Origin of the sequence: Burkholderia sp. MS455, assembly GCF_016899445.1 — a bacterium.
GTDB lineage: Bacteria > Pseudomonadota > Gammaproteobacteria > Burkholderiales > Burkholderiaceae > Burkholderia > Burkholderia pyrrocinia_C.
This window is the reverse complement of sequence record NZ_CP041779.1, coordinates 702,677-720,626: the sequence shown is the minus strand read 5'-3', so window position 1 is coordinate 720,626 and position 17,950 is coordinate 702,677. Positions and strand designations below refer to the sequence as shown.

15 protein-coding genes are annotated in these 17,950 nt (G+C 68.2%); 11 read left to right on the top strand and 4 right to left on the bottom strand.

Features of this window, described 5'->3' with window-relative positions:
• Positions 1 to 94: 94 nt before the first annotated feature.
• From tgt to FPJ27_RS22440, 5 genes are all read left to right on the top strand, one after another.
• Positions 95 to 1,288 (top strand): tRNA guanosine(34) transglycosylase Tgt, encoded by a 1,194-nt coding sequence (tgt, locus tag FPJ27_RS22460; RefSeq protein ID WP_204425828.1) that lies wholly within the window; start codon positions 95 to 97, stop codon positions 1,286 to 1,288.
• A gap of 233 nt (positions 1,289 to 1,521) precedes the next feature.
• Entirely contained in the window at positions 1,522 to 1,845 is a 324-nt protein-coding gene (gene yajC / locus FPJ27_RS22455; RefSeq protein WP_034182772.1) for a preprotein translocase subunit YajC, read from the top strand.
• Between the two features lie 106 nt (positions 1,846 to 1,951).
• Positions 1,952 to 3,973: a protein translocase subunit SecD gene (secD, locus tag FPJ27_RS22450; protein WP_204425826.1), complete on the top strand. Its 2,022-nt coding sequence runs from the start codon at positions 1,952 to 1,954 to the stop codon at positions 3,971 to 3,973.
• Positions 3,974 to 3,991: 18 nt separating this feature from the next.
• Entirely contained in the window at positions 3,992 to 4,942 is a 951-nt protein-coding gene (gene secF, locus FPJ27_RS22445) for a protein translocase subunit SecF (protein WP_034182770.1), read from the top strand.
• Between the two features lie 219 nt (positions 4,943 to 5,161).
• Positions 5,162 to 6,733 (top strand): S41 family peptidase, encoded by a 1,572-nt coding sequence (locus FPJ27_RS22440; RefSeq protein ID WP_204425824.1) that lies wholly within the window; start codon positions 5,162 to 5,164, stop codon positions 6,731 to 6,733.
• A gap of 19 nt (positions 6,734 to 6,752) precedes the next feature.
• Here FPJ27_RS22440 and FPJ27_RS22435 read toward each other — a convergent pair whose 3' ends face one another.
• The 4 genes from FPJ27_RS22435 to FPJ27_RS22420 form a co-directional block, all read right to left on the bottom strand.
• The gene (locus FPJ27_RS22435) at positions 6,753 to 8,030 is read right to left on the bottom strand and encodes an MFS transporter (RefSeq protein ID WP_204425822.1); all 1,278 of its coding nucleotides are present in this window, start codon (positions 8,028 to 8,030) and stop codon (positions 6,753 to 6,755) included.
• Positions 8,031 to 8,223: 193 nt separating this feature from the next.
• On the bottom strand, positions 8,224 to 8,805 hold the full coding sequence (locus FPJ27_RS22430) for a YceI family protein (protein WP_072436293.1): 582 nt from the start codon (positions 8,803 to 8,805) through the stop codon (positions 8,224 to 8,226).
• Positions 8,806 to 8,869: 64 nt separating this feature from the next.
• Positions 8,870 to 9,430: a YceI family protein gene (locus tag FPJ27_RS22425; protein ID WP_072436439.1), complete on the bottom strand. Its 561-nt coding sequence runs from the start codon at positions 9,428 to 9,430 to the stop codon at positions 8,870 to 8,872.
• 8 nt (positions 9,431 to 9,438) lie between these two features.
• On the bottom strand, positions 9,439 to 9,999 hold the full coding sequence (locus FPJ27_RS22420) for a cytochrome b (protein ID WP_204425820.1): 561 nt from the start codon (positions 9,997 to 9,999) through the stop codon (positions 9,439 to 9,441).
• Between the two features lie 257 nt (positions 10,000 to 10,256).
• On the opposite strand from FPJ27_RS22420, the gene FPJ27_RS22415 reads away from it, so the two are divergent.
• The 6 genes from FPJ27_RS22415 (at position 10,257) to FPJ27_RS22390 (ending at position 17,919) form a co-directional block, all read left to right on the top strand.
• A complete protein-coding gene (locus tag FPJ27_RS22415) occupies positions 10,257 to 10,931 on the top strand; it encodes a paraquat-inducible protein A (RefSeq protein WP_204425818.1) in 675 nt (224 codons plus the stop codon).
• The gene (locus FPJ27_RS22410; protein WP_204425816.1) at positions 10,928 to 11,557 is read left to right on the top strand and encodes a paraquat-inducible protein A; all 630 of its coding nucleotides are present in this window, start codon (positions 10,928 to 10,930) and stop codon (positions 11,555 to 11,557) included. Before FPJ27_RS22415 ends, FPJ27_RS22410 begins: the two co-directional genes overlap by 4 nt.
• Positions 11,550 to 13,169, top strand: a complete 1,620-nt coding sequence (locus FPJ27_RS22405) for an MlaD family protein (RefSeq protein WP_072436297.1) — start codon at positions 11,550 to 11,552, stop codon at positions 13,167 to 13,169. Before FPJ27_RS22410 ends, FPJ27_RS22405 begins: the two co-directional genes overlap by 8 nt.
• Positions 13,166 to 13,894 (top strand): PqiC family protein, encoded by a 729-nt coding sequence (locus FPJ27_RS22400; RefSeq protein WP_204425814.1) that lies wholly within the window; start codon positions 13,166 to 13,168, stop codon positions 13,892 to 13,894. The genes FPJ27_RS22405 and FPJ27_RS22400 overlap by 4 nt, the downstream gene beginning before the upstream one ends.
• Positions 13,895 to 14,348: 454 nt before the next feature.
• Entirely contained in the window at positions 14,349 to 16,463 is a 2,115-nt protein-coding gene (locus FPJ27_RS22395; RefSeq protein ID WP_204425812.1) for a site-specific recombinase, read from the top strand.
• A 154-nt stretch (positions 16,464 to 16,617) separates the two neighbouring features.
• The gene (locus FPJ27_RS22390; protein ID WP_204425810.1) at positions 16,618 to 17,919 is read left to right on the top strand and encodes a class I SAM-dependent RNA methyltransferase; all 1,302 of its coding nucleotides are present in this window, start codon (positions 16,618 to 16,620) and stop codon (positions 17,917 to 17,919) included.
• Positions 17,920 to 17,950 lie beyond the last annotated feature (31 nt).

Sequence of the window (17,950 nt, the reverse complement as noted above, 5' to 3'; positions counted from 1 at the left end):
CGATGGCAGCACCCGTTTTTTTACCGCTGCCGGTCTCCCGGCAGCGTTTCCAACATGCGCCGGACTGTTCTCCGGTAGCAAGGAGCACGACACGATGACCGAAGGCTCATCCCACGATCACGATACGCACGCCCCCGTGCAGGACCGCCCGGCAAACGGGCTCGAATTCGAACTGCTGACGACCGACGGCCACGCGCGCCGCGGCCGCGTGAAGCTCAACCACGGCGTGGTCGAAACGCCGATCTTCATGCCGGTCGGCACCTACGGCACCGTGAAGGCGATCCAGCCGCGCGAGCTGCACGAGATCAACGCCCAGATCATCCTCGGCAACACGTTCCACCTGTGGCTGCGCCCGGGCCTCGACACGATCGACGCGCACGGCGGCCTGCACGACTTCATGGGCTGGAACAAGCCGATCCTGACCGACTCGGGCGGCTTCCAGGTGTTCTCGCTCGGCGACCTGCGCAAGATCACCGAGGACGGCGTCACGTTCGCGTCGCCGATCAACGGCGACAAGCTGTTCCTGTCGCCGGAAGTGTCGATGCAGATCCAGAAGGTGCTGAACTCCGACATCGTGATGCAGTTCGACGAATGCACGCCGTACGCGACCGACGGCGTGCCGACCACGCACAAGGAAGCGGCCGACTCGATGCGCATGTCGCTGCGCTGGGCGAAGCGCTCGCTCGACGAGTTCGACCGGCTCGGCAACCCGAATGCGCTGTTCGGGATCGTCCAGGGCGGGATGTTCGAGGACCTGCGCGACGAATCGCTCGCGGGCCTGTCGGAACTCGGCTTCCACGGCCTCGCGATCGGCGGGCTGTCGGTCGGCGAGCCGAAGGAAGACATGATGCGCGTGCTGCGGCACGTGGGCCCGAAGCTGCCGGCCAACAAGCCGCACTACCTGATGGGCGTCGGCACGCCGGAGGATCTGGTCGAGGGCGTCGCCAACGGCATCGACATGTTCGACTGCGTGATGCCGACCCGCAACGCGCGCAACGGCTGGCTGTTCACGCGCTTCGGCGACGTGAAGATCCGCAACGCGACGCACAAGAACTCGCTGAAGCCGCTCGATGCAAGCTGCGCGTGCTACACGTGCCGGAACTTCTCGCGCGGCTACCTGCATCACCTGCACCGCGTCGGCGAAATCCTCGGCGCGCAGCTCAACACGATCCACAACCTGCACTACTACCTGCAGCTGATGAGCGAGATCCGCGACGCGATCGAGACCCATACGTTCGACGCGTTCCGCCAGCGCTTCGCGGAGGACCGCGCCAGAGGCGTCGACTGACGGGCCGACGGGCCGCGCGGCGGTTCGCCACATAGGACGTGTACTAAATAACGCGCTCCAACTGCCGAACCCGACCGCCAAATATTACAATTGCCTTTCCAAACAAGTCGCAATGGTGTCGGTTCGCGCTTTAACAGCTTGATCCGAAAGCGCATTTGCTGCGCCGTTTGCGCATGGGGCCGGTGGTAGAATAACCGGCTTATTTTTCGATCTTCCCCTACGGAGAGACCAACGTGCCGTTCATTTCCAATGCCTTCGCTCAAGGTGCCGGTGGCGCCGAATCGAGCCTGATGAGCTTCCTGCCGCTCATCCTGATGTTCGGCGTGCTCTACTTCATCATGATCCGTCCGCAGATGAAGCGTCAGAAGGAGCACCGCAACATGCTCGCGGCCATGGCCAAGGGCGACGAAGTCGTCACGAGCGGCGGCCTCGTCGGCAAGGTGACGAAGGTCACCGAAGGCTACATCGGCGTCGAGATCGCCGAAGGCACCGAAATCACCGTGCAGAAGGCTGCGGTCACGACCATTCTGCCGAAGGGCACGATCAAGTCGCTGTAAGCCCTTCACCGAGCGTCCGGCCCCCCGCGCCGTGCCCGCCTGAGAGAGCGGGCCGCCGCGGCGCCGGACGCGACGCTTTCACGCCAACCACCCGTTCGGCCCCCTCATGAATCGTTACCCACTCTGGAAATATGTCGTGATGGTCGTGGCGCTCGCCATCGGCCTTCTGTACACATTGCCCAACTTCTTCGGCGAAGCGCCGGCGGTGCAGGTGTCGAGCGGCAAGGCCACGGTCAAGCTCGACTCGACCACGCTGACCCAGGTCGAATCGGCGCTCGCATCCGCGCAGATCACGCCGGACGACGTCACCTTCGAGAACACGGCGACCGGCGCGAATATCCGCGTGCGCCTGAAGGACACCGATACGCAGCTGCGCGTCAAGGACCTGCTGCAGAAGTCGCTGAACGCCGACCCGAACGATCCGCAGTACGTCGTCGCACTGAACCTGCAGAGCGCATCGCCGCGCTGGCTGACTGCCCTGCACGCGCTGCCGATGTATCTCGGCCTCGACCTGCGCGGCGGTGTCCACTTCCTGCTCCAGGTCGACATGACGGGCGCGCTCACGAAGAAGCTCGACTCCGACGCATCCGACGCGCGCTCGCTGCTGCGCGACAAGAACATCCGCGACGGCGGCGTGAGCCGCGTCGACCAGTCCGTCGTCGTCAACTTCAGCGACGCGCAGACCGCGGAAGACGCGCGCAAGGTGCTCGCGCAGTCGGTCACCGAACTGCAATGGGCGACCCAGCCCGGCGGCGGCGGCACGCAAGTCGTCGGCACGTTCACGCCGGCCGTGCAGAAGTCCGTCGAGGACGCCGCGCTCAAGCAGAACCTGACGACGCTCCACAACCGCGTGAACGAACTCGGCGTGTCGGAACCGATCCTGCAGCAGCAAGGCAGCGACCGCATCGTCGTCGAGCTGCCGGGCGTGCAGGACACCGCGAAGGCGAAGGACATCATCGGCCGCACCGCGACGCTCGAGGCACGCCTCGCCGACCCGATCAACACGCACCCGAACCCGAACGACCCGGTGCCTCCCGGCGAGGAACTGTTCACGCAGGGCATCCAGGCGCCCGTGCTGCTGAAGAAGGACGTGATCTTCACCGGCGACCGCATCATCGATGCATCGGCCGGCTTCGACGAACACCAGCGTCCGTCGGTCAACATCCGCCTCGATTCGGCCGGCGGCCGCGCGGTGCGCACCGTGTCGCGCGACAACATCGGCAAGCCGATGGCGATGGTGCTGTTCGAGAAGGGCAAGGGCGAGGTGCTGACGGTCGCGACGATCCAGTCGGAACTCGGCGACCGCTTCCAGATCACGGGCCAGCCGACGCCGCAGGCCGCGGCCGACCTCGCGCTGCTGCTGCGCGCCGGTTCGCTCGCCGCACCGATGGACATCATCGAGGAACGCACGATCGGCCCGAGCCTCGGCGCCGACAACATCAAGATGGGCGTCCACTCGGTGATCTGGGGCTTCTGCGCGATCGCCGTGTTCATGATCGCGTACTACATGCTGTTCGGCGTGGTCTCGGTGATCGGCCTGTCGGTCAACCTGCTGCTGCTCGTCGCCGTGCTGTCGCTGATGCAGGCGACGCTGACGCTGCCCGGTATCGCCGCAATCGCGCTTGCGCTCGGCATGGCGATCGACTCGAACGTGCTGATCAACGAGCGCGTGCGTGAAGAACTGCGCGCGGGCCAGCCGCCGCAACTCGCGATCCAGGCCGGCTACGCGCATGCGTGGGCGACGATTCTCGACTCGAACGTCACGACGCTGATCGCCGGCCTCGCGCTGCTCGCGTTCGGCTCGGGCCCGGTTCGCGCATTCGCGATCGTGCACTGCCTCGGCATCCTGACGTCGATGTTCTCCGCGGTGTTCTTCTCGCGCGGGATCGTCAACCTCTGGTACGGCGGCCGCAAGAAGCTGAAGTCGCTCGCGATCGGCCAGGTGTGGAGGCCGGAAGGCGCCGCTGCCGCCGCGTCGTTCACCGACGCGGACGAATCGACCGACACCGCGCGCGCCGCGAAGCTCGCCGCACCCGCGAAGGGCAATGCGCCGCGCGCCGGCAAGCCGCAGCTGCGCAACCGCGCGCAGCAAGGCGTGTCGCCGAAGAAACCGGGCTCGACCCAATAAGGCCCCGGAGACGAGACCATGGAATTTTTCCGCATCCGTAAAGACATTCCGTTCATGCGGCACGCGCTGGTGTTCAACGTGATCTCGCTGGTCACGTTCCTCGCCGCCGTGTTCTTCCTGTTCCACCGCGGGCTGCACCTGTCCGTCGAATTCACCGGCGGTACGGTGATCGAGGTGCAGTACCAGCAGGCCGCGGAACTCGAACCGGTGCGCGCGACGCTCGGCAAGCTCGGCTACGCCGACGCGCAGGTGCAGAACTTCGGCACGTCGCGCAACGTGCTGATCCGGCTGCAGCTGAAGGAAGGCCTCACGTCCGCGCAGCAGAGCGACCAGGTGATGACCGCGCTGAAGGCGCAGAGCCCGGACGTCACGCTGCAGCGCGTCGAGTTCGTCGGCCCGCAGGTCGGCCGGGAGCTCGCGACCGACGGCCTGCTCGCGCTCGCGTGCGTCGTGATCGGCATCGTGATCTACCTGTCGTTCCGCTTCGAATGGAAGTACGCGGTCGCCGGCATCATCGCCAACCTGCACGACGTCGTGATCATTCTCGGCTTCTTCGCGTTCTTCCAGTGGGAGTTCTCGCTGGCGGTGCTCGCGGCGATCCTCGCGGTGCTCGGCTACTCGGTCAACGAGTCGGTCGTCATCTTCGACCGGATCCGCGAGACGTTCCGCCGCGAACGCAAGATGAGCGTGCAGGAAGTGATCAACCACGCGATCACGACCACGATGTCGCGGACGATCATCACGCACACGTCGACGGAAATGATGGTGCTGTCGATGTTCTTCTTCGGCGGCCCGACGCTGCATTACTTCGCGCTCGCGCTGACGGTCGGCATCATGTTCGGCATCTACTCGTCGGTGTTCGTCGCGGGCTCGCTCGCGATGTGGCTCGGCATCAAGCGCGAAGACCTGATCAAGGACAAGAAGACCGCGCACGATCCGGACGATCCGAACGCGGGCGCGCAGGTTTAAGCGCCGCGCCGTTTCGGCAACCGCAAGAAGGCCGGTCCTGTTGGACCGGCCTTTTTTTCATGCGAGGGCCGCCGCCGTGCAGCGTGCGGCCAGCCCGACAGGCGCCGTCACGGGCGTCGGCTACAATCGTTACCACCCTGCCCCGCTACATGCCGGCCGCGCGCCGGCAGGCATGCACCCTCGCCCCCGTCCGAACATGCGGCCCCGATGATGCCTCCGATGTGTGTCGTTCGTCGCCTCGCCGGCTGCGCAGCCGTCGCGGCTGCATTGCTGCCGTACACGCAACCTGCCGGCGCACAGTCGGCATCCGCACCAACAGCCGCGCCGCCCGCCGCACCGCCTGTCTCACAACCCGTCGCCCCGCCTGTTCCCCCGGCCTCCCAGCCTGCCGCCGCATCGCCGTCGCCCTGCCCGCCCGACTGGGAGCCGCAGATCTGCGAACTGAAGGCCGCCGTCGAAGTGCTGAAGAAGCAGCACCTGACCGACGTCGACATCGGCGCGCTGCTCGACGCCGCGACCCACGACGGGATCAAGACGCTGCCGTACGCACGCTTCTTCAACGCGAAGGAACGCCAGGAGCAGCTCGACGACGAGCGGCGCGCGCGCGACGGCACGCCGGGCATCGGGATCGTCTTCGAGACGCGGCCCGACGGGCTGCACATCATCGACGTGATTCCCGACGCACCGGCCGAGAAGGCCGGCGTGCGTCCCGACGACCTCGTCGTCGCGATGAACGACAGGAGCGTCGTCGGCATCGACAGCAGCGAGCTCGTGAAACTCGCGAAGGGCGATGCGGGCGTCCCGCTGAAGCTCACGGTGCAGCGCGGCCCGAACCACGCGGCGCTGAGCTTCGCGCCCGTGCGCGCGATCGTCAAGCCGCATCCGGCGATCGCGAAGCGGCTCGACGGCGACATCCTGTACACACGGCTGTCGAGCTTTCCGGAGCCGGCGGTCGGCGACTACATCGACGCGGTGCAGGTCGCGCGCCGCGCGGGCCCGCCGGTGAAAGGGATGATTCTCGACCTGCGCATCAACGGCGGCGGCGCGCTCAATGCGGCGATCGGCATCGCCGCGCTGTTCGCCGGACGCGACCGCACCGCGATGGTGACGGTCGAGCGCGGCGATGCCAACCGCCGCCGCTACACGACCAACTGGCCCGACTACGAACTGCCGGTGATGCACGGACAGGCTCCGCTCGCGCCGCTGCAGGCCGACGACTGGTGGCGCACCGTGCCGCTCGTCGTGCTCGTCGACGGACAAAGCGCGTCGGCCGCCGAAGCGACCGCGGCGGCGCTGAAGGATCTCGGCCGCGCGAAACTGCTCGGCATGCCCACCTACGGGAAAGGGCTCGCGCAGACCGGCGTCGACCTGATCGACGGCACGCGCCTGAACTTCACGTTCGCGCGCAACCTGCGGCCGAACGGCTGCCCGATGGACGGCTACGGCGTCGTGCCGGACTGGCTCGTGCCGCCGCGCCGCGACTCGGACGTCGACGGCGTACTGCTGTGGTACCGGGAAGTCGATCTCGCACGCGCGCCGTATGCGGACCGGCTGACACCCGACCCGTTCGAGCACGTGCGCAAGGAACGGCAGAAGCTGCGCGAAGCGCGCGTACGCGCGAAGGTCGATACGTCGAAGAGCGCGGCGCTGCCGCAGCGCGCATTCGGCACCGCCGACGACTGGCAGTTGCAGCAGGCGCTCGCCGCGCTCGCGGGGCGCCCCGTGCGGACCGTCGACGCGCCGGCGCAACTGATGCCCGCGCAGCCCGTGTGCGAACGCGGCGGCAACTGACGCGCCGCCGTCCGCCCTGCTACCGGAAGCCGAATCGCCGGCGCAGCACGACCAGCGCCGCGAGGCTCAGCACGGCCGCGAACATCAGGTAGAAGCTCGGCGCGGTCTTCAGGCCGGTCGCACGGATCAGCCACGCGATGATGAACGGCCCGAAGCCGCCGAAGATCGTCACCGCGACGTTATACGCGAGCGACATCCCGGTCGTGCGCGTCTGCACCGGAAACACCTCGGACAGCAGGCCCGGCAGCGCCGCGAAGTAGCCCGTCATCAGGAATGCGAGCAGCACCTGCAGCGCGATCAGCGTGCCGAAGCCCGGATGCGCGACCAGATACGCGAATGCCGGATAGATCAGCACGAGGATGCCGACGGCCGGCGCGATCATCACGCGCACGCGGCCGTAACGATCCGACCAGTGGCCGACGAGCGGCGCGAACGCCATCTGGATCACGCCGACGGCGAGGATCGCCGCGAACGCGGCGGACGGTGCGAGGCCGAGCTGCTTCACGCCGTAGGTCGGCATGAACAGCACGAGATAGGTCGCGACGGTGCCGAGCACGACCACGCCCATCGCGGCGACCAGACGCGCCTTGTGCGATGCGAACGTGTCGCGCAGCGGGTTCGCGGTGCCCTCGGCCGCGAGGAATTCGGGCGTCTCGTCGACCTTGGTGCGGATGTAGTACGCGACGGGCCCGAGCAGCAGCCCGAAGAAGAACGGCACGCGCCAGCCCCACGAAGCCATCTGCGCGGCCGAGAGCTGTGCGTTCAGCACGGTGCCGAAGCCGGCGGCGAGCAGCGTCGTGAGCCCCTGGCTCGCGACCTGCCAGCTCGCGAAGAAGCCGCGCCGGCCCGGCACGTGTTCGGCGAGGAACGCGGTCGCGCTGCCGAACTCGCCGCCGGCCGAGAAGCCCTGCATCAGTCGCGCGGCGACGAGGATCACCGGCGCGGCGACGCCGATCGTCTCGTAGGTCGGCAGCACCGCGATGATCAGCGTGCCGACCATCATCAGCAGGATCGACAGCGTAAGCGCGGCCTTGCGGCCCGCGCGGTCGGCATACGCGCCGAGCACGATCGCGCCGAGCGGCCGCATGAAGAACGACACGCCGAACGTGCCGAGCGTGAGCAGCAGCGACACGGTGTCGTTGCCGGCCGGAAAGAACAGCTTCGAGATCGTCACCGCGAAGAAGCCGTAGACGACGAGATCGAACCACTCGAGCGCGTTGCCGATCGACGCGGCGACCACCGCGCGCCACACGCGCGGCGACGAGGCAATGGAACGGGACTGCGTGGCGGCATGCATCGGCGATCTCCTTGTCGTTGTACGTTCTGTTCGAGGCGGCTGCGGCCACGCCCGCGCCGTCGGCCCGCCGGGCGCCGCGAGCGGCGCTCGGGCGATTATAGGCGCGCAAAAAAATACCGCCGCGCTCCCGGCAACGGGAACGCGGCGGTTGGCTCGCGGCGGGCCGGCGCGGCGGCAGGCCCGGCCGGCGGCGTTACTGCTGCTTGACGGCTTCGGCCGTGATCAGCAGCTTCGTCTTCATCTTGAAGCCGTACTGCTTGCCGTAGTCGAGGCCGAAATCGTCGCGGCTGAATTCGCCGATCGCGTCGACGCCGCACACTTCACGCTTGAGCATCGGGTGCGGCATGCACTTGAACGAATCGATCTTCAGCGTCAGCGGCTTCGTGACGCCATGCAGCGTCAGGTTGCCGACCACCGACACCGGCTTGTCGCCGTCGAACTTGATGGCGCCCTTGTAGGTCGCTTCCGGGTACTTCGATGCGTCGAAGAACTCGGCCGTCTGCAGGTGCTCGTCGAGCTTCGTGCTGCCCGTGCTGATCGAGCCGATCTCGGTCGTCACGTCGACCGTGCCGGTCTTCGCCGCGCGATCGAGCGTCACCGAGCCCTTCGACTTGTCGAACTTGCCGCGCCAGACCGACAGGCCGCCGAAGTGGTCGGCCTCGAAGCTCGGGTACGTGTGGCTCGGGTCGAACTGGTACGTCGCGCTGTCGGCGAATGCCGAGAACGACAGCGAAGCGGCCAGTGCGCCGGCGGCGATCATCAGATGCTTTTTCAACTCATTCTCCTTGGAACGGCGCCGCGCCCTCGCGCGGCATTCGGGTGATGCGACAGGCCGCCGCTTACTTCGTGGCGACCAGATGGAACTTGATCTGCACTTCGTCCGCGACGATCGACGTGTCCTTCCACTCGCCGGTGCCGACGTTGAACGCCGAACGCTTGATCGGCAGGACGCCGTCGAAGGTCTGCGTCGCGCCGCTCTGCGTGACCGTGACGGGCACGGTGACGGCCTCGGACTTGCCCTTGATCGTCAGCTTGCCGGTCACGTTGTACTTGTTGCCGCCGGCCGGTGCGATCGCCGACGACACGAACGTCGCCTGCGGATACGTCTTCGCGTCGAACCAGTCCTTGCCGGCGACCTGGTCGTTGTACATCTTGTCGCCGAGGTCATAACTCGCGACGTCGATCGTCATTTGCGCGCTGCCCTGCGCGGCCTTCGCCGGATCGAACTTCACCTGCGCGGAAAACTTCTTGAACGCGCCCTCGGTCGGCACGTTCATCTGCTTCGACACGGCGGACACCTTGCTCTTCGCGAGATCGACATCGGCGAGCGCCGCGCCCGACGCGACAAGTGACACCGCGGCGAACGCGGTCAGCATGGAGCGGGAGAAAGACACTTTCATGGAATCCTTCATTTGGCAAAGGGAAGCATCCGCGACAGCAGGCCGTCGCGGTCCAACAACTGGTGCTTGAGCGCCGCGAGCACGTGCAGCGAGACGAGCGCAAGCAGAATGTAATTCAAAGACACGTGGAGCGTCTTGAAGGTTTCCTTGAGCACCGGATCGGGATCGATCAGCCGCGGCAGCGGCACGATGCCGAGGTACACGACCGGGATGTTCGACGCCGAGCTGTACAGGTAGCCCGTGATCGGAATCACCAGCATCAGCGCGTACAGCAGGATGTGCACGCCGTGCGACGCCGCACGCTGCCACGCCGGCGTGCCGCCCGGCAGCGGCGGCGGCACGTGCGTCGCGCGCCACAGCACGCGCACCACGGCCAGCGCGAACACCGTCACACCGAGCCACTTGTGCCACGAGAAGTACTTCAGCTTCGTCGGCGTGAAGCCGGGGATGTCCGTCATCACCCAGCCCAGTGCGAAGGCGCAGACGATCAGCAGCGCGATCAGCCAGTGCAGCGCGATCGCGCTCTGCGTATAGCGTACCGGCCTGGCCGGCAGCGAATTCGATACCATCTTGGATTCCTCAGTTCAGCGAACAGCCGCGCCGGCCATGAGTCCGACGCTTGTCAAGGGCGCCATGCTACCGCAACCTTTGGACCTGCGCGGACTCTGAGAACAGGCGTGTCAGCCTGCTGCCCGCTCCCCGTCATGTTACCGATCGGTCACTGAACACACGATCGTTGACACCGCGAAAAAGACGTTTTGGTAAGATTGGCGCGGGTTCCGGCCCCGTCGACGCGTTCTCCCGCCGTCGCGCAACCGCTTTTTCCATGCAACGAAACGACCTGATTGCCTGTCACGAGTGCGACGCACTGTTGCACAAACCGCGCCTCGGCCGCCGCGAAATCGCGCGCTGTCCGCGCTGCGGCGCACTGCTCTATCGCGACAGCACCACGCAGATCGAGCGGATCTGCGCGCTCGCGCTCGCGGCGCTGATCACGTTCACGATCGCGCAGGCGTTCCCGATCCTCGAAATGGACGTGAACGGCAATCGCGTGCAGACGACGCTGATCGGCGCGATCGACTCGCTGTGGCGCCAGGACATGGCGGTCGTCGGCGTGATGGTGTTCTGCTCGACCGTGCTGTTCCCGCTCGTCGAGATGGCCGCGCTGCTGTACCTGCTGCTGCCGATCCGGCGCAGCGTCGTGCCGCCCGGTTTCAACCTGGTGCTGCGCGCGATCGAGCTCGTGCGGCCATGGGGCATGATCGAGGTGTTCATGCTCGGGATCGTCGTGACGATCGTGAAGATGGTGAGCCTCGCACGTGTCGTTCCCGATGCCGCGCTGTTCGCGTTCGCCGCGCTCACGCTGATGATCGCCGTCGTGCTGATGTTCGATCCGCGCACGTTGTGGGACATCGCCGACGACCTGCGCGCCGGGCGCCCGCCCGGACAGCCGGAGCCGCCCGACAGCGCCGCGCCGCCGCCCGAGGCCGCCCGCCGATGACGACGCCGACCGCCGCCCGCGAGGGCTATGCGAGCTGCCACACGTGCGGACTCGTGCAGACGCTGGACCGGCCGCATGCGCACTGCGCGCGCTGCGGCACCGCGCTGCATTTCCGCATCCCGAACAGCATCATGCGCACCTGGGCGCTGCTGCTCGCGGCCGCGATCCTCTACATTCCGGCGAACCTGCTGCCGATCATGCGCACCGCATCGATCGTCGGCTCGCAGGAAGACACGATCATGAGCGGCGTCATCTATTTCTGGGTGTCGGGCGACTGGCCGCTCGCCGTCGTCGTGTTCGTCGCGAGCATCCTCGTGCCGATGCTCAAGCTCGGCGTGCTGCTGATCCTCGTGATCAGCGCGCAGCGCCGCTCGCCGTGGCGGCCGCTGCAGCGCACGCGCCTGTTCCGGATCGTCGAGCGCATCGGCCGCTGGTCGATGCTCGACATCTTCGTCGTGACGCTCACCGTCGCGCTCGTCCATTTCCGTTCGCTCGCCGTCATCACGGCCGGCCCCGGCGCGATCGCGTTCGGCTCGGTCGTGATCCTGACGATGCTCGCATCGATGCAGTTCGATCCCCGCCTGATCTGGGATCCAGTCGAAACCTCAGGGAATCACCATGAATAGTCCGCAAGGCCCGCAGCACGACCAGCCCCGGCCGCCCGACCCGACGATCTCGACGAAAAGCGGCTGGCTGCCGTCGCTCGTGTGGCTCGTGCCGCTGATCGCCGCGCTGATCGGCATCGGCCTCGTGATCAAGTCCGTGCGCGAGCGCGGTCCGGAAATCACGATCAGCTTCCACAGCGCCGAAGGGCTCGAACCCGGCAAGACCCAGGTCAAGTACAAGGACGTCGAGATCGGCATGGTCAAGACGATCAAGCTGTCGAAAGATCTGTCGCGCGTGCTCGTCCAGGTGCAGCTCAAGAAGGAAGCCGAGGACTTCGCGGTCAAGGGCTCGCGCTTCTGGATCGTGCGGCCGCGCGTCGGCGCGACCGGCGTGTCGGGCCTCGGCACGCTGCTGTCCGGCGCGTATATCGGCGTCGACGCCGGCCACGGGCAGGATACGCTGACCGACTTTACGGGCTCCGAAACGCCGCCCGCCGTCACGGGCGACCAGAAAGGCACGCAATACGTGCTGCGCGGCGATTCGCTCGGCTCGATCGACATCGGCTCGCCCGTCTACTACCGCCGCGTGCAGGTCGGCCAGGTGGTCGGCTTCTCGCTCGACAAGGACGGCACGGGCGTCACGGTCAACGTGTTCGTTACTGCGCCGTACGACCAGTACGTCGGCGTAAACTCGCGCTGGTGGCAGGCCAGCGGCGTCGACCTGCGGCTCGATTCGAGCGGCCTGAAGCTGAACACGCAGTCGCTCGCGACGGTGATCCTCGGCGGCATCGCATTCCAGACGCCGCCGAACCAGGGCAGCGGCGCGACGGCACCGAACAACACGACGTTCCGTCTGGCCTCCGACGAGGGCGACGCGATGCGCGACCCGGACGGCCAGCCGCTGCAGGTCGTGATGAACTTCAACCAGTCGCTGCGCGGGCTCGCCGTCGGCGCGACGGTCGACTTCCGCGGCATCGTGCTCGGCGAAGTAACGAACATCGGCATCGACTACGATCCGAAGACGAAGAACTTCACGATGCCGGTGACGATGAACGTGTATCCGGAGCGCCTCGGCCGCCGCTTCCGCGAAACGATCGAGAGCAAGGGCGAACCGGCCCGCCGCGAGATCGTCGAACGGCTCGTCCAGCACGGGCTGCGCGGCCAGCTGCGCACCGGCAACCTGCTGACGAGCCAGCTTTACGTCGCGCTCGACTTCTTCCCGAAGGCGCCGGCCGTGAAGATCGACATGGCGCGCCAGCCGCTCGAGCTGCCGACCGTGCCGAACACGCTCGACGAACTGCAGTTGCAGGTCGCCGACATCGCGAAGAAACTCGACAAGGTGCCGTTCGACCAGATCGGCGCGAACCTGAACAGCGCGCTGTCGAACGCCGACAAGCTGTTCAAGCAGCTCGACACGCAGGTCGCGCCGGAAGCGCGCGACACGCTGTCGGCCGCGAAGCAGACCTTCTCGACCGCCGAGGCGACGCTGCAGCAGGATTCGCCGCTGCAGTCCGACGTGCGCGGCGCGCTGAAGGAGCTCACGCGCACGCTGCAGTCGCTGAACGCGCTCGCCGATTATCTGGAGCGTCACCCCGAATCGCTGCTCAAGGGCAAGCCAGGAGATAAACAATGACGACACGCGTGAACGGTTTTGCGAGCGGCGCGGCGGCGGCCTTCGCCGCACTCGCGCTCGCCGCGTGCAGCTCGCCGCCCGCGCGGTTCTATACGCTCAGCCCGGCCGACGCCGCGGCCCCGGTGCGCACCGCGCCGGCCAACCCGGCGTTCCTGATCGAGGTGCCGTCCGTCGGCGTGCCCGAGCAGGTCGCGAAGAACCAGCTGGTCGTGCAGAAGAACGCCGCGCAGGTCGACGTGCTCGAGCAGGAACGCTGGGCGTCGCCGCCCGCCGACGAGATCCGCCGTGCGCTGTCGGACGATCTCGCCGCGCAGCTCGGCACGATCGACGTCGCGAATTCCGCGTACCCGCCCGGCGTGCCCGTGTATCGCGTCAGCGTGAACGTGCAGCGCTTCGAGTCGTGGCCCGGCAAGCGCGCAGCGGTCGACGCCGTGTGGAGCGTGCGCCCGCTCGGCACGCAGGCCGTGATGACCTGCCGCACGAGCGTCGCGGAACCGGTCGCCGACAGCTACGACGCGCTCGTCGCCGGCCATCGGCGCGCGCTCGACGTGATCGCCACGCAGGCCGCGGCCGGCGTGCGCGCGATGGCCGCAAGCCGCGGCGCGACGCCCGCGGCGGCGCCCGCGGCCGGCAGCAAGACGGCCGCCGCGCCGGTCGTGCCGTGCCCGGCCGTCCCGACGTCCGGCGGCGACGCCGGCGCGACGGGCAAGTCCGGCGGCGCATGAGCCGGCAGCGCTGACGGACGTCTGAAGAACCGTTCGCCAGTGCGGCTTCGTCCGACGCGGCGCGGCTGCCGGCAGCCGCTTGCATGACGCTGCCGCAGCTGATCGCACAGCGCGCCTTCATCGGCCGAACGGCGGCTTTGCATTGTTTGTCAAAGTCGACCGGAACCGGCACCATGCAACGCGGTCGGCTTGCATTTTCCGGCCCGATTGACGATCCTACGCACTTTCAGGCTCGCGCCGCTCGTCGTGCGCGCGAGCCGGCGGCACCGGGCCGCATTCGGCCCGACTGCCGTGCCTCCCCGCGCCCGGACGCGATCGGCGTGCACCGCAGCGGGGCAGCCGTGCCGCGGATCGTCCGGCAACCGGCCCCGTCTCACCCGCTCTCCCCGGCGCCGTGCCGCATTCCCGGCCGGCATCCCGAACCCGCCCGTCCAGGGCTTTCGCTATTCCGTTTATGTTTCGTTCCCTGACGACCCTGATCAAGAAGTGGCGCGCGTCGCGCAATGCCGGCCACCAGCTCGATGCGCTGCTCGCGCACGCCGACGCCGATGCGTCATACGCCGAGCGCAGCGAATGGCTGATCGAGCTCGCGCACTGGCTGCGCCGCAACGGCACGATGCAGGACGCGCCGGCCGAGCGCGACGCCGACGCACGCGCGTATCCGGCCCATGCGCGGCTGCGCTACCTGTTCCACGTGCTCGATCGCAACCCCGCATGGAAATCGCATGCCGCACGCATCCTGCGCGGCATCCTGCGCGAGTGCGACGGCATCTCGCTGCTGTGCGACGCCGGCATGCCCGTGCACTCGGGCTTCTTCGGCGCGCTGTTCGAGCGGATCGACTCGTCGCTGATCCCGCCCGCGCCGAACCGCCGCGAACTGTCGGCGCTGTTCACGCTGATGTTCCCGGCCCCCGGGGACGCGCAATGGATCGACGCGCTGCCCGACGACCTGCTCGCGCGCCTCGCCGAGCTGTTCTCGTTCGACGTCACCGACGAAGAGCGCCACGAGCCCGGCTCGTTCTCGCGCGATCTGCTGGCCGCGCTGCACAACCTGACCTGCCAGATCAGCTCGACCGGCCTGTCGCAGACGGTGCGCAGCCGGCTGTCCGACGACGACGCGCGCCAGCCGCTCGAAACGCAGCCGTTCTATCGCCTCACGCGCGCGATGCTCGCGGTCGAGACCGCACATGCGGCCGTCGAGGACGGCGGCGACCCGAGCAAGCTGCTGCACGAGGTGAACTACCTGCGCGTGCTGCTAGACGAATGCCGGATCGCGGTCGACAACGTGTTCTCGCACCTGTACCGCAACGGCGTGTCGGTCGACATCGTGTTCCAGGTCGAACGGATGCGCATGCGCATCCTGCGCGCCGAAACGCTGCTGAACGCGTGGATGGCACGCGACGACCTGCACGGGATGGCACGCCTGACGGCCGAGCTGGTCGACGCGAACCAGAACAGCCAGAGCGTCACGCACCTCGTGCGCAGCAACTTCTCGCTGTTCGCGCGCAAGCTCGTCGAGACCAACGCGGACACCGGCGAGCACTACATCTCGCGCGGCCGCGCCGAGTACCTGAAGATGCTGCGGATGGCCGCCGGCGGCGGCCTCGTCACGGTCGTGACCGTGTGCGTGAAGTTTGCGATCACGGGCGCGCACCTGCAGTCGATGCTCGAAGGGCTGCTCGCGGGCATCAACTACGCGGCCAGCTTCATGCTGATGCACTTCCTGCACTTCACGCTCGCGACCAAGCAGCCCGCGATGACCGCGCCGACGCTCGCGCGCGAACTCGACGACACCGGCCACGACGAAGGCGTGAAGGCGTTCGTGTCGTCGGTGATCGCGCTGATCCGCACGCAGGCGGCCGCGATTTCCGGCAACGTGCTCGTCGTGCTGCCCGTGTGCCTGCTCGTGCAGCTGTTCGCGGGCAACGTGCTGCACGCGAACCTGATCTCGCCGGAGAAGGCGCACGCGACGCTGCACTCGTTCTCGCTGCTCGGCCCGACGCCGCTCTACGCGGCGCTGACGGGCGTGCTGCTGTGGGCGTCGAGCCTGCTGGCGGGCTGGGCCGACAACTGGTTCGTGCTGCACCGGGTCGGCGACGCGCTCACCTACAACCGCCGGCTGCGCCTGACGCTCGGCGCGGCCGGCGCCGCGAAGCTCGCGCACTTCTGCCGGTCGAACGTCGCGGGCGTGGTCGCGAACGTCGGCCTTGGCCTGATGCTCGGCCTCGTTCCGGCGATCGTCACCGTGTTCATGTTCCCGTTCGAGGTGCGGCACGTGACGCTGTCGGCCGGCTCGATCGGCGTCGCGCTCGGCGTGCTGGGCAAGGGTGCGCTCGGGACGCCCGAGCTGTGGTGGGCCGGCGCCGGCGTGCTCAGCATGGCGATCCTCAACGTGCTCGTGAGCTTCGCACTCGCGTTCACGATGGCCGTGCGCTCGCGCAGCCTGCGCCCGACCAAGGTGCGCGCGCTCGTCGCCGCGATCGTCCGCACGGTGCTGTCGAATCCGCTCGCGCTGTTCTGGCCGGCCGGCGGCCAGGCCGCGCGCACCGGCCAGCCCGGCGCGCACTGAGCCTGCGGCGGCGCGGCGGTGCCCGACCGGGCGCCGTCGCGCCGGCCTCCCCGCGCGAACGCCGCCGTCGCGCCTGCGTCGCCGCGCCGAAACGCCGGCCCCGGTCGCCCGCGCCGCGTACAATGGTGGACTTTTGCACGTCCTCACCCGCCTTATGTCCTCGCCCACCCTGTACGAATTCTTCGCCCCCTGCCCGCGCGGCCTCGAAGCGGCGCTTGCCGCCGAGCTGGCCGAAATCGCCGGCCGCCACCTGAACGGCGCGCCGTTCACCGCGGGCACGCAGGTGCCGGGCGGCGTCCATTTCAGCGGCGGCTGGGCCGCCGGCATGGCCGCGAACCTCCATTCTCGGATCGCGAGCCGGATCCTGCTGAAGATCGCGCACCGCGCGTACCGCAACGAGCAGGATGTCTATGCGCTCGCGCTCGAGCAGCCGTGGGAGCGCTGGTTCGCGGCGACCCAGACGCTGCGCGTCGACATCACCGCGATCAAGTCGCCGCTGAAAAGCCTCGAATTCGCGACGTTGCGCGTGAAGGACGCGATCTGCGACCGGATGCGCGACAAGACCGGCGCCCGCCCGAGCATCGACACGGGTGCGCCGGACGTGCGCGTGTTCGCGTTCCTGACGGCCAACGAGTGCACGCTGTACCTCGACACATCGGGCGAGCCGCTGTTCAAGCGCGGCTGGCGCCTTGACAAGGGCGCGGCGCCGCTGCGCGAGAACCTCGCGGCCGGCATCCTGCGCCTGACGGGCTGGGCGCCCGGCACGCCGCTGTACGACCCGATGTGCGGCAGCGGCACGTTCCTCGCGGAAGCCGCGCAGATCGCGCTCGGCGTGGCGCCGGGCGTCGAGCGCCGGTTCGGCTTCGAAAAGCTCAAGCAGTACGACATCACCGCGTGGCAGGGGCTGAAGGTCCCGGCGCTCGACGCGAAGCGCGCGGCGCGCGGCAAGCGCGGCGACGCGCTCGGCGTGTACGGCAGCGACATTTCCGGCGACATGCTCGAGAAGGCGCGCGCGAACCTCGAGCGCGCAGGCGTGCCGTCGGTGTGGCTCAAGCAGGTCGACGCCCGCGGGATGACGCCGCCGTGCGACGGGCCGGGCATCATCCTCGCGAACCCGCCGTACGGCGAGCGGATCGAAGTGCGCGGCCGCAGCGCGCGCGGCGAGGTGCGCGAGACGGGCCGCAACCGCGGCAACGACGATGCGTTCCGCCGCACGCACACCGACGCGCCGGACAGCGAGTTCTTCAACGCGCTCGGCGATGCGCTGAAACAGCGCTTCACGGGCTGGCAGGCATTCCTGCTGACGTCCGACCGTTCGCTGCCGGGCCAGTTGCGGCTGCGCGAATCGGCGAAGACGCCGCTGTTCAACGGCGCGCTCGAATGCCGGCTGTTCCGCTTCGACCTGATCGCCGGCAGCGTGAAGGCGCGCCCGGCCGCGCCGGAAGGCAACGCGTAAGCGACACCATCGCGCGGGGCCGCCATCGCGG